The 11,478-nt window shown below is 62.2% G+C and carries 11 protein-coding genes; all 11 read left to right on the forward strand.

Features of this window, described 5'->3' with window-relative positions; translation table 11 throughout:
* The first annotated feature begins 5 nt into the window (after positions 1-5).
* Positions 6-1,118: an ABC transporter ATP-binding protein gene (locus QMX97_RS23700; RefSeq protein ID WP_282397712.1), complete on the forward strand. Its 1,113-nt coding sequence runs from the start codon at positions 6-8 to the stop codon at positions 1,116-1,118.
* Positions 1,119-1,161: 43 nt separating this feature from the next.
* Positions 1,162-2,202: an ABC transporter substrate-binding protein gene (locus QMX97_RS23705; protein ID WP_106802479.1), complete on the forward strand. Its 1,041-nt coding sequence runs from the start codon at positions 1,162-1,164 to the stop codon at positions 2,200-2,202.
* A gap of 197 nt (positions 2,203-2,399) precedes the next feature.
* Positions 2,400-3,632: an ABC transporter permease gene (locus QMX97_RS23710; RefSeq protein WP_065904609.1), complete on the forward strand. Its 1,233-nt coding sequence runs from the start codon at positions 2,400-2,402 to the stop codon at positions 3,630-3,632.
* 12 nt (positions 3,633-3,644) lie between these two features.
* Positions 3,645-4,469 carry an ABC transporter permease gene (locus tag QMX97_RS23715; protein ID WP_017739612.1) on the forward strand — a complete coding sequence of 275 codons (825 nt, stop codon included), beginning with the start codon at positions 3,645-3,647 and terminating at the stop codon, positions 4,467-4,469.
* Between the two features lie 129 nt (positions 4,470-4,598).
* The gene (locus QMX97_RS23720) at positions 4,599-5,747 is read left to right on the forward strand and encodes an iron-containing alcohol dehydrogenase (RefSeq protein ID WP_282397713.1); all 1,149 of its coding nucleotides are present in this window, start codon (positions 4,599-4,601) and stop codon (positions 5,745-5,747) included.
* Between the two features lie 84 nt (positions 5,748-5,831).
* On the forward strand, positions 5,832-6,506 hold the full coding sequence (rpe, locus tag QMX97_RS23725) for a ribulose-phosphate 3-epimerase (protein ID WP_065904606.1): 675 nt from the start codon (positions 5,832-5,834) through the stop codon (positions 6,504-6,506).
* Entirely contained in the window at positions 6,503-7,321 is an 819-nt protein-coding gene (locus QMX97_RS23730) for a phosphoglycolate phosphatase (RefSeq protein ID WP_065904604.1), read from the forward strand. Before rpe ends, QMX97_RS23730 begins: the two co-directional genes overlap by 4 nt.
* Positions 7,322-7,389: 68 nt before the next feature.
* Positions 7,390-8,871: an anthranilate synthase component I gene (gene trpE / locus QMX97_RS23735; protein WP_282397714.1), complete on the forward strand. Its 1,482-nt coding sequence runs from the start codon at positions 7,390-7,392 to the stop codon at positions 8,869-8,871.
* Positions 8,872-8,881: 10 nt separating this feature from the next.
* A complete protein-coding gene (locus tag QMX97_RS23740) occupies positions 8,882-9,475 on the forward strand; it encodes an aminodeoxychorismate/anthranilate synthase component II (RefSeq protein WP_065904600.1) in 594 nt (197 codons plus the stop codon).
* A gap of 9 nt (positions 9,476-9,484) precedes the next feature.
* Entirely contained in the window at positions 9,485-10,534 is a 1,050-nt protein-coding gene (gene trpD / locus QMX97_RS23745; RefSeq protein ID WP_065904599.1) for an anthranilate phosphoribosyltransferase, read from the forward strand.
* On the forward strand, positions 10,531-11,367 hold the full coding sequence (gene trpC, locus QMX97_RS23750; RefSeq protein WP_282397715.1) for an indole-3-glycerol phosphate synthase TrpC: 837 nt from the start codon (positions 10,531-10,533) through the stop codon (positions 11,365-11,367). Before trpD ends, trpC begins: the two co-directional genes overlap by 4 nt.
* Positions 11,368-11,478 lie beyond the last annotated feature (111 nt).

Genomic DNA, 11,478 nt, shown 5'->3' on the forward strand with positions numbered 1-11,478 from the left:
CGGGTATGAGCGAGGTGGATTCAAATGATGTGCTGGTCAGCTTTCGTGGCGTGCAGAAGAGCTACGACGGCGAGAACCTGATCGTCAAGGACCTCAACCTGGAGATTCGCAAGGGCGAGTTCCTCACCCTGCTCGGGCCATCCGGGTCGGGCAAGACCACCAGCCTGATGATGCTCGCCGGCTTTGAAACGCCGACCGCTGGCGAAATCCAACTGGTCGGCCGCTCCATCAACAACGTGCCGCCGCACAAGCGTGATATCGGCATGGTGTTCCAGAACTACGCGTTGTTCCCGCACATGACCGTCGCCGAGAACCTCGCGTTCCCGCTGTCGGTGCGCGGCTTGAGCAAGACCGACATCAGCGAGCGGGTCAAGCGCGTGCTGAATATGGTCCAGCTCGACGCCTTCGCCCAGCGCTACCCGGCTCAACTCTCCGGCGGCCAGCAACAGCGCGTGGCATTGGCCCGGGCGCTGGTGTTCGAGCCGCAACTGGTGCTGATGGACGAACCCCTCGGCGCCCTCGACAAACAACTGCGTGAACACATGCAGATGGAGATCAAGCACCTGCACCAGCGGCTCGGCGTGACCGTGGTGTACGTGACCCACGACCAGGGCGAAGCCTTGACCATGTCTGACCGGGTAGCGGTGTTCCACCAGGGCGAGATCCAGCAGATTGCTGCGCCGCGCACCCTCTATGAAGAGCCGAAGAACACCTTCGTCGCCAACTTCATCGGCGAGAACAATCGCCTCAACGGGCGCCTGCACAGCCATACCGGCGACCGTTGCGTGGTGGAGCTGGCGCGCGGCGAGAAGGTCGAGGCGCTGGCGGTGAACGTCGGCCAGGTCGGCGGCCCGGTGACCCTGTCGGTACGCCCTGAACGCGTCAGCCTGAATGGTTCCAGCGAGAGCTGCAGCAACCGTTTCTCCGGGCGGGTGGCGGAGTTCATCTACCTGGGTGACCACGTGCGTGTGCGCCTGGAAGTCTGCGGCAAGACCGATTTTTTTGTGAAACAACCGATCGCCGAGCTGGACCCAGCGTTGGCGGTTGGCGACGTGGTACCGATTGGCTGGCAAGTCGAGCACGTTCGCGCACTCGACCCACTTCTAGAGGCGAATTGATCGCCCCATGGCTTCACCAACCCTGCACGTGGAGAGAACAACAATGTTGAGATCCCTTAAATACTCGGCCCTGGCGATTGGATTGATGGGCGCGACACAGGCCATGGCAGGCCCGGACCTGACGGTCGTGTCCTTCGGCGGCGCGAACAAGGCGGCCCAGGTCAAGGCCTTCTATGCACCGTGGGAAAGCGCCGGCAACGGCAAGATCGTCGCTGGCGAGTACAACGGCGAAATGGCCAAGGTCAAGGCCATGGTCGACACCAAGAGCGTGTCCTGGGACCTGGTGGAAGTCGAATCCCCGGAACTGTCGCGTGGGTGCGACGAAGACATGTTCGAGCCACTGGACCCGAAACTGTTCGGCAACGCGGGCGACTACGTGAAGGGCGCGATCCAGCCGTGCGGCGTGGGCTTCTTCGTGTGGTCCACCGTATTGGCCTACAACGCCGACAAGCTGGCTTCTGCGCCGACCAGTTGGGCAGATTTCTGGGACACCAAGAAATTCCCGGGCAAGCGCGGCCTGCGCAAGGGCGCCAAGTACACCCTGGAATTCGCCTTGATGGCTGATGGGGTTGCACCGAAGGACGTCTACAAAGTGCTGGCCGGCAAGGATGGCCAGGACCGTGCGTTCAAGAAACTCGACGAACTCAAGCCGTCGATCCAGTGGTGGGAAGCCGGTGCCCAGCCGCCGCAGTACCTCGCCTCGGGTGACGTGGTGATGAGCTCGGCCTACAACGGTCGCATTGCTGCCGTGCAGAAAGAGAGCAACCTGAAAGTGGTGTGGAACGGCGGCATCTACGACTTCGATGCCTGGGCTATTCCGAAGGGCCTGGCCAAGGATCGCGCGGAAGCGGCGAAGAAATTCATCGCCTTCTCGGTGCAGCCGCAGCAGCAGAAAACCTATTCGGAAAACATCGCTTACGGCCCGGCCAATACCCAAGCCGTACCGTTGCTGGCCAAGGATGTGCTGAAGGATATGCCGACCACGCCAGAGAACATCGCCAACCAGGTGCAGATCGATGTGAGCTTCTGGGCGGACAACGGCGAGCAGTTGGAGCAGCGCTTCAATTCCTGGGCTGCCAAATAACCTGCAACACCGCTGGACCCATGTGCGAACCGGTAAGTGTGGGAGCGGGCTTGCTCGCGAATACGGTGGATCAGTCTCCTCATGGGCTGACTGTCACACCGCATTCGCGAGCCAGCGCGCTCCCACACAAGCCCGCCCCCACATGAAATCTGCTGTGTTGGGCAGAGCGCATTCATTTTCAAGTTCCGGAGTTTGCCATGGTTATCGCCATTCCCAGCCCCACCCTCAAGCAGCGCCTGGCGCGTGCCGAGCGGCTCAATCGCTGGAAGGCGCAGGCCTTGATTGCGCCGCTGGTGCTGTTTTTGCTGCTGGTGTTCCTGGTGCCGATTGTTGCGCTGCTTTACAAAAGCGTCGGCAACCCGGAAGTGGTGGGCGGTCTGCCGCGCACCGTGGTCGCGGTGAAGACCTGGGATGGCCGGGGTTTGCCGGGCGAGCCGGTGTATCAGGCCCTCAGCGAGGACCTGGGCGAAGCGCGTAAAAACCAGACCCTGGGCGACCTGTCCAAGCGCTTGAACATGGAACTGGCCGGCTATCGCAGCCTGCTGACCAAAACCGCGCGGGCGCTGCCGTTCAGCGACGCACCCGCTTCCTATAAAGAAGCGCTGGAAAGCCTCGATGAACGCTGGGGCGACCCGGCGTACTGGCAGGCGATCCGGCGCAATACCAGCAGCCTCACGCCGTATTACCTGCTGGCGGCCGTCGATCATCGCATCGACGACCTCGGCGAAGTCGCCCCGGCCACGCCGGACCAGGCGATCTACCTGGACATCTTCGCCCGCACCTTCTGGATGGGCCTGGTGATCACCTTCGTGTGCCTGCTGCTGGCCTATCCCCTGGCCTACCTGTTGGCCAACCTGCCGGCGCGCAAAAGCAACCTGCTGATGATCCTCGTGCTGCTGCCGTTCTGGACCTCGATCCTGGTGCGGGTGGCGGCGTGGATCGTGTTGCTGCAGTCCGGTGGCCTGATCAATAGCGCGTTGATGGGCATGGGCCTGGTCGACAAACCGGTGGAGCTGGTGTTCAACCGCACCGGGGTCTACATCTCGATGGTGCACATCCTGCTGCCGTTCATGATCCTGCCGATCTACAGCGTGATGAAGGGCATCTCGCCCACCTATATGCGTGCGGCAATTTCCCTGGGTTGTCACCCATTCGCGAGCTTCTGGCGCGTGTACTTCCCGCAGACCTACGCCGGGGTCGGCGCCGGATGCCTGCTGGTGTTCATCCTGGCGATTGGTTACTACATCACGCCGGCGCTGCTCGGCAGCCCGAACGACCAGATGGTCAGCTACTTCGTGGCCTTCTACACCAACACCAGCATCAACTGGGGCATGGCGACGGCGCTGGGCGGCTTGCTGCTGCTCGCGACCGTGGTGCTGTACCTGATCTATAACCGGCTGGTGGGCGCCAGTCGCCTGCGACTGAGCTGAGGAGACCTTGTGATGCTGAGCCCTTATATGTCGCCCGTTGAGCGGGTGTGGTTCTACAGCTTGCGGATTCTCTGCGGCCTGATCCTGCTGTTCCTGATCCTGCCCGTGCTGGTGATCATCCCGCTGTCGTTCAACAGCGGCAGTTTCCTGGTGTACCCGCTGCAGGGTTTTTCGCTGCACTGGTACCAGGACTTCTTCGCCTCGGCCGAATGGATGCGTGCCTTGAAGAACAGCATCATCGTCGCCCCGGCGGCCACGGTGCTGGCCATGGTGTTCGGCACGCTGGCGGCGATTGGCCTGACGCGCGGGAATTTCCCCGGCAAAGCCTTGGTCATGGCCTTGGTGATTTCGCCGATGGTGGTGCCGGTGGTGATCATTGGCGTGGCCAGTTACCTGTTCTTTGCGCCGCTGGGCCTGGGCAACAGTTTCTTCTCGCTGATTGTGGTGCACGCCGTGCTTGGCGTGCCGTTTGTCATCATCACCGTGTCGGCGACGTTGCAGGGGTTCAACCATAATCTGGTGCGGGCGGCTGCCAGCCTGGGCGCTTCGCCATTGACCGCGTTTCGCCGGGTGACCCTGCCGTTGATTGCACCGGGGGTGATCTCCGGCGCGCTGTTCGCCTTCGCCACGTCGTTCGATGAGGTGGTGGTGACGCTGTTCCTCGCCGGCCCCGAGCAAGCGACCCTGCCGCGCCAGATGTTCAGCGGCATCCGCGAGAACCTCAGCCCGACCATTGCTGCGGCAGCGACCTTGTTGATTGCCTTCTCGGTCTTGCTGTTACTGACATTGGAATGGCTGCGCGGCCGCAGCGAGAAACTGCGTACCGCGCAGGTCTAAACCCAAATGGAGATCAAAATGTGGGAGCGGGCTTGTGTTCATTCAGACCATTCAGTTGCTGAATGGCTGACAACCTATTTCCCTCAGCTACTCTAGTGCCAGCCCATTTCCGAATAAGAGGCCGCGCACATGAGTACTTCCTCATTCAAGATCGCCCACAAACTGCTGACCGGCGCTGGCGCCATCGAACAACTGGCTGCCGAACTCACACGCCTGGATGTGGACAACCCGCTGATCGTCACCGATGCCGCACTGGTCAAGTCCGGCACCGTGGCGCTGGCGCTTGAACACCTTGGTGAGCGCACTTACGAAATCTTCGACCGCGTGCTGCCCGACCCGGAAATCGCCATCGTCGAGGACTGCATGCGCGTGTACCGCGAAGGCGGGCACGATGGCCTGATCGGCGTGGGCGGTGGCAGCGCCATCGACATCGCCAAGAGTGTCGCGGCCTATGCCGGTTACCACGGCGCACTGGCGGATTTGTTCGGCGTCGACCAGGTGCCGCGCAAGGGCCCGCCGCTGATCGCGATCCCCACCACTGCCGGCACCGGCTCCGAGGTGACCAATGTGGCGATCCTCTCCGACAAGGCCGCGCAGTTGAAGAAAGGCATCGTCAGCGATTACCTGCTGCCGGATGTCGCGTTGATCAGCCCGCAAATGACCTTGACCTGCCCGCGCAGTGTCACCGCGGCCAGTGGTGTGGATGCGCTGGTGCATGCCATCGAGTCCTATTTGTCGCTGAACGCCTCGCCGATCACCGATGCCCTGGCCATTGGCGCGATCAAGCTGATTGCCACGGCGCTGCCCAAGGCCTACGCCAACCCGGCCAACCTGCAGGCCCGCGATGACATGGCCACCGCGAGCCTGATGGCCGGCATGGCATTCGGTAACGCCGGGGTCGGCGCGGTGCACGCATTGGCGTACCCGCTGGGCGGACGCTTCAATATCGCCCACGGCGTGAGCAACGCCCTGTTGCTGCCGTATGTGATGCACTGGAACAAGCTGGCCTGTGTCGAGCGCATGCAGGACATTGCCCAGGCCATGGGCGTGAATGTGAGCGGGTTCAGCGTCAACGATGCGGCCGACCAGGCAGTCGAGGCGATGACACGCTTGTGCGCTGCCGTGGAGATCCCGGCAGGCCTGCGCAGCTTTGGCGTGCCCGAGGAGGCTATCGCGTCCATGGCCACCGAAGCGGCCGGTATCGAGCGCCTGATGCGCAACAATCCGCGCAAGCTCAGCGCGGCGGATATCGAGAAAATCTATCGGGCTGCGTACTAGCCGTTGAGCCAGGTCACGGTGCGCAGGGCAAAGCATGAGGTATACAATGCGCGCCATCGTGATTTAGCTCAAAAAAGGTGCGTCATGCAGCCCTTCGTCATTGCTCCATCGATTCTCTCCGCCGACTTCGCCCGCCTGGGTGAGGAAGTGGACAAAGTGTTGGCCGCCGGTGCCGACTTCGTGCACTTCGATGTCATGGACAACCACTACGTGCCCAACCTGACCATCGGCCCGATGGTCTGCGCGGCGCTGCGCAAGTACGGCGTCACCGCGCCGATCGACGCGCACCTGATGGTCAGCCCGGTGGACCGCATCGTCGGCGACTTCATCGAGGCCGGCGCCACCTACATCACGTTCCACCCGGAAGCCACGCTGCACGTCGACCGCACCCTGCAACTGATCCGCGAAGGCGGCTGCAAGGCGGGCCTGGTGTTCAACCCGGCGACCCCCTTGAGCGTGCTTGAATACGTGATGGACAAGGTCGACATGGTCTTGCTGATGAGCGTCAACCCAGGCTTCGGCGGGCAGAAGTTCATCCCCGGCACCCTGAACAAACTGCGCGAAGCCCGCGCGCTGATCGATGCCTCGGGCCGCGATATCCGCCTGGAAATCGACGGCGGGGTCAACGTCAACAATATCCGTGAAATCGCAGCAGCAGGCGCCGACACCTTTGTGGCCGGCTCGGCGATCTTCAACGCCCCCGATTACCAGGAAGTCATCGACAAGATGCGTGCAGAACTGGCGCTGGCGCGTCCATGAGCGGCTTCGAGCAGCTGTTTCCCGGCAAGCTGCCACGGCTGGTGATGTTCGATCTGGACGGTACGTTGATCGATTCGGTGCCTGACCTGGCAGCGGCGGTGGACGAGATGCTGCTCAAGCTGGGGCGCAAGCCGGCGGGGATCGAATCGGTGCGCGAGTGGGTCGGCAACGGCGTGCAGATGCTGGTGCGCCGGGCCTTGGCCAATCACATCGATGCCGAAGGCGTCGACGATGTCGAGGCCGAGCACGCCCTGGAACTGTTCAATGCCGCCTATGAAGGCGGCCACGAACTGACCGTGGTCTACCCCGGCGTGCGCGACACGCTCAAATGGCTGAGCAAGCAGGGCGTGGAAATGGCCCTGATCACCAACAAGCCGGAGCGTTTCGTCGCGCCGCTGTTGGACCAGATGAAAATCGGCCGGTATTTCCGCTGGATCATCGGTGGCGATACCTTGCCGCAGAAGAAGCCCGACCCGGCAGCGCTGTTTTTCGTGATGAAAATGGCCAATATCCCGGCCTCCCAGTCGTTGTTTGTCGGCGATTCGCGCAGTGATGTGCTGGCGGCAAAGGCCGCTGGCGTGCAGTGCGTGGCGCTCAGTTACGGCTACAACCATGGCCGGCCGATCGCCGAAGAGTCGCCGGCGCTGGTGATTGATGACCTGCGACTGTTAATCCCCGGTTGCTTGGGAGCGGGCGCTGAGATAACGTTGCCCGACATCGATCCGTCCCCTTCTGGAAATTCCATCGTGGTGGTCACTCGCAAACTCTGGATGAAAGTCATCAAGGCCCTGGCCCGCTGGCGTTGGCGCGCCTGACTGATCCTGGCCGCGCTGCGGCACGTTTGCATACCTGACTGTTAGACCCTCATGCCACGAGGCACATCATGACCCGCGAAGAATTCCTGCGTTTGGCCGCTGCCGGCTATAACCGCATTCCCCTGGCCTGCGAAACCCTGGCCGACTTCGATACGCCGCTGTCGATCTACCTGAAACTGGCCGACGAGCCCAACTCCTACCTGCTCGAATCGGTACAGGGCGGCGAGAAGTGGGGCCGTTACTCGATCATCGGCCTGCCGTGCCGCACCGTACTGCGGGTGCACGACCATCACGTGAGCATCACCCATGATGGCGTCGAGATCGAAAACCATGACGTGGAAGACCCGCTGGCGTTCGTCGAAACCTTCAAGGCGCGCTACAACGTGCCGACCATCCCTGGCCTGCCGCGTTTCAACGGCGGCCTGGTGGGGTATTTCGGCTACGACTGCGTGCGCTACGTGGAAAAACGCCTGGGCAAATGCCCGAACCCGGATCCGCTGGGTGTGCCGGACATTCTGTTGATGGTCTCGGATGCGGTGGTGGTGTTCGACAACCTCGCCGGCAAGATGCACGCGATCGTGCTCGCCGACCCGTCCAAGGCCGACGCCTTCGAGCAGGGCCAGGACAGCCTCGAAGCCCTGCTGGAAAAACTGCGCCAGCCGATCACCCCGCGTCGCGGCCTGGACCTCAGCCGTCCACCGGCAGCCGACCCGATCTTTCGTTCAAGCTTTACTCAGGATGACTACGAGCGCGCGGTCGATACCATCAAGGAATACATCCTTGCCGGTGACTGCATGCAAGTGGTGCCGTCGCAGCGCATGTCCATCGACTTCAAGGCTGCGCCGATCGACCTGTATCGCGCGCTGCGCTGCTTCAACCCGACGCCGTACATGTACTTCTTCAACTTTGGCGACTTCCACGTGGTGGGCAGTTCGCCGGAAGTGCTGGTGCGGGTCGAAGACAACCTGATCACCGTGCGCCCGATTGCCGGCACACGCCCGCGTGGCGCGACCGAAGAAGCCGACCTGGCGCTGGAAGAAGACCTGCTCAGTGACGACAAGGAAATCGCCGAGCACCTGATGCTGATCGACCTGGGCCGCAACGACACGGGGCGTGTGTCGGAAATCGGTTCGGTGAAACTCACCGAGAAGATGGTGATCGAGCGTTACTCGAATGTGATGCACATTGTGTCCAACGTCACCGGTGAGCTGAAAGCCGGCTTGACCGCGATGGACGCGCTGCGCGCAATTCTGCCGGCGGGCACCTTGTCGGGTGCGCCGAAGATCCGCGCGATGGAGATCATCGACGAGCTGGAACCGGTCAAGCGCGGTGTCTACGGCGGCGCCGTGGGTTATTTCGCCTGGAACGGCAACATGGACACCGCCATTGCGATCCGTACGGCGGTGATCAAGGACGGGGAACTGCACGTGCAGGCCGGCGGCGGGATCGTCGCCGACTCGGTGCCGGCCCTCGAATGGGAAGAAACCCTGAACAAGCGCCGCGCGATGTTCCGCGCCGTTGCGCTGGCTGAACAGACCCCCAATTCCTGAGGTTTCCCCCATGTTGCTGATGATTGATAACTACGACTCTTTTACCTACAACGTTGTGCAGTACCTGGGCGAGCTCGGTGCCGAGGTCAAGGTAGTGCGCAACGACGAACTGAGCGTGGCCGAGATCGCTGCCCTGAACCCGGAGCGCATCGTGGTTTCGCCAGGCCCGTGCACGCCGACCGAGGCGGGTATTTCCCTGGAAGCGATCCAATATTTCGCCGGCAAGCTGCCGATCCTGGGCGTGTGCCTGGGCCACCAGTCCATCGGCCAGGCCTTTGGCGGTGACGTGGTGCGCGCGCGCCAGGTGATGCACGGCAAGACCAGCCCGGTGTTCCATAATGATGTGGGCGTGTTTCACGGCCTCAACCTGCCGGTGACCGTGACCCGCTACCATTCGCTGGTGGTCAAGCGCGAGACCCTGCCGGAATGCCTGGAACTCACCGCCTGGACCCAGCTGGAAGACGGTTCGGTCGACGAGATCATGGGCCTGCGCCACAAGACACTGAATATCGAAGGGGTGCAATTTCACCCCGAATCGATCCTGACCGAGCAGGGCTACGAGCTGTTCGCCAACTTTCTCAAGCAGAGCGGCGGCACGCGCTAAGGACTTTCCATGGATATCAAGACTGCCCTGAGCCGTATCGTCGGCCACCTGGACCTGAGCACCGCTGAAATGAGCGATGTGATGCGCGAGATCATGACCGGTCAATGCACCGACGCGCAGATCGGCGCGTTCATGATGGCCATGCGCATGAAGAGCGAGAGCATCGACGAGATCGTCGGCGCCGTGTCGGTCATGCGCGAGCTGGCGGACAAGGTTGAGCTCAAGACCCTCGATGGCGTGGTCGACGTGGTCGGCACCGGCGGCGACGGTGCGAATATTTTCAACGTGTCGACGGCGTCCTCCTTTGTGGTCGCGGCGGCGGGTTGCACCGTGGCCAAGCACGGCAACCGTGCGGTGTCCGGCAAGAGCGGCAGCGCCGACCTGCTGGAAGCGGCCGGCATCTACCTGAACCTGACCCCGGTACAAGTGGCGCGCTGCATCGACAACGTCGGCATCGGCTTCATGTTTGCCCAGTCCCACCATGGCGCGATGAAGCACGCCGCAGGCCCGCGCAAGGACCTCGGCCTGCGCACCCTGTTCAACATGCTCGGCCCGCTTACGAATCCGGCCGGTGTGAAGCACCAGGTGGTCGGCGTGTTCAGCCAGGCCCTTTGCCGGCCCCTGGCGGAAGTATTGCAACGCCTGGGCAGCAAGCATGTGCTGGTGGTGCATTCCAAGGACGGCCTGGACGAATTCAGCCTGGCAGCACCGACATTCGTGGCGGAGTTGAAGGACGACCAGGTCACCGAATACTGGGTCGAGCCTGAAGACTTGGGCATGAAAAGCCAGAGCCTGCACGGCCTGGCGGTGGAAAGCCCGGCGGCATCGCTGGAACTGATTCGCGATGCCCTCGGGCGTCGCAAGACCGAGAACGGTCAAAAAGCGGCGGAAATGATTGTTCTGAATGCTGGCGCGGCACTTTACGCAGCCGACCACGCCTATAGTCTTAAGGAAGGTGTCGCCTTGGCCCACGATGCGCTGCACACTGGTCTGGCTCGCGAGAAGCTCGAAGAACTGGGAGCATTCACCGCAGTATTCAAGATGGAGAATGAAGGATGAGTGTGCCGACCGTTCTGGAAAAGATCCTGGCCCGCAAGGCCGAAGAAGTCGCCGAGCGCCGTGCTCGCGTCAGCCTCGCCGAGCTGGAAAGCCAGGCGAAAATCGCTGACGCACCGCGTGGTTTTGCCAATGCGCTGATCAAGCAGGCCAAGGAAAAACAGCCTGCCGTCATTGCTGAAATCAAGAAGGCTTCGCCCAGCAAGGGTGTGATCCGCGAGATCTTCATTCCTGAAGACATTGCCAAGAGCTATGAGAAGGGCGGGGCGACTTGTCTCTCCGTGCTCACCGATATCGATTACTTCCAAGGCAGCGACCTGTTCCTGCAGCAGGCTCGCGCGGCGTGCAAGTTGCCGGTGATCCGCAAGGATTTCATGGTCGACCCGTACCAGATCGTCGAAGCCCGCGCCTTGGGCGCCGACTGCGTGCTGCTGATCGTCTCCGCGCTGGATGATGTGAAGATGGCGGAGCTGGCGGCCGTGGCCAAGGGTGTCGGCCTGGATGTGCTGGTCGAAGTACACGACGGTGATGAGCTGGAACGTGCGCTGAAAACCCTCGACACCCCGCTGGTGGGCGTCAACAACCGTAATCTGCACACCTTCGAAGTCAGCCTGGAAAACACCCTCGACCTGCTGCCGCGGATTCCGCGTGACCGTCTGGTGATTACCGAGAGTGGCATCGTCAACCGTGCCGATGTGGAACTGATGGAAATCAGTGGGGTGTACTCGTTCCTGGTGGGCGAGACCTTCATGCGCGCCGAGAACCCGGGGGCGGAGTTGCAGCGTCTGTTCTTCCCGGAGCGTGGCGTGGCGGTGAGTGGTTCGACCCTCGACTGACTTTCAACGTCGGTAAGTGTGGGGGGCTGGCTTTTGTGGGAGCTGGCTTGCCTGCGATAGCGTCACCTCGGTGATATAGATACACCGAGGTGCCTGCATCGCAGGCAAGCC

Source organism: Pseudomonas sp. PS01298, assembly GCF_029959745.1.
GTDB classification, from domain to species: Bacteria; Pseudomonadota; Gammaproteobacteria; order Pseudomonadales; family Pseudomonadaceae; genus Aquipseudomonas; species Aquipseudomonas aylmerensis.

Excerpts from the sequence above, each read along its gene's own strand:
- QMX97_RS23700 (WP_282397712.1), top strand. The coding sequence starts at position 6 with ATGAGCGAGGTGGATTCAAATGATGTGCTGGTCAGCTTTCGTGGCGTG.
- QMX97_RS23705 (WP_106802479.1), top strand. The coding sequence starts at position 1,162 with ATGTTGAGATCCCTTAAATACTCGGCCCTGGCGATTGGATTGATGGGC.
- QMX97_RS23710 (WP_065904609.1), top strand. The coding sequence starts at position 2,400 with ATGGTTATCGCCATTCCCAGCCCCACCCTCAAGCAGCGCCTGGCGCGT.
- QMX97_RS23715 (WP_017739612.1), top strand. The coding sequence starts at position 3,645 with ATGCTGAGCCCTTATATGTCGCCCGTTGAGCGGGTGTGGTTCTACAGC.
- QMX97_RS23720 (WP_282397713.1), top strand. The coding sequence starts at position 4,599 with ATGAGTACTTCCTCATTCAAGATCGCCCACAAACTGCTGACCGGCGCT.
- rpe (WP_065904606.1), top strand. The coding sequence starts at position 5,832 with ATGCAGCCCTTCGTCATTGCTCCATCGATTCTCTCCGCCGACTTCGCC.
- QMX97_RS23730 (WP_065904604.1), top strand. The coding sequence starts at position 6,503 with ATGAGCGGCTTCGAGCAGCTGTTTCCCGGCAAGCTGCCACGGCTGGTG.
- trpE (WP_282397714.1), top strand. The coding sequence starts at position 7,390 with ATGACCCGCGAAGAATTCCTGCGTTTGGCCGCTGCCGGCTATAACCGC.
- QMX97_RS23740 (WP_065904600.1), top strand. The coding sequence starts at position 8,882 with ATGTTGCTGATGATTGATAACTACGACTCTTTTACCTACAACGTTGTG.
- trpD (WP_065904599.1), top strand. The coding sequence starts at position 9,485 with ATGGATATCAAGACTGCCCTGAGCCGTATCGTCGGCCACCTGGACCTG.
- trpC (WP_282397715.1), top strand. The coding sequence starts at position 10,531 with ATGAGTGTGCCGACCGTTCTGGAAAAGATCCTGGCCCGCAAGGCCGAA.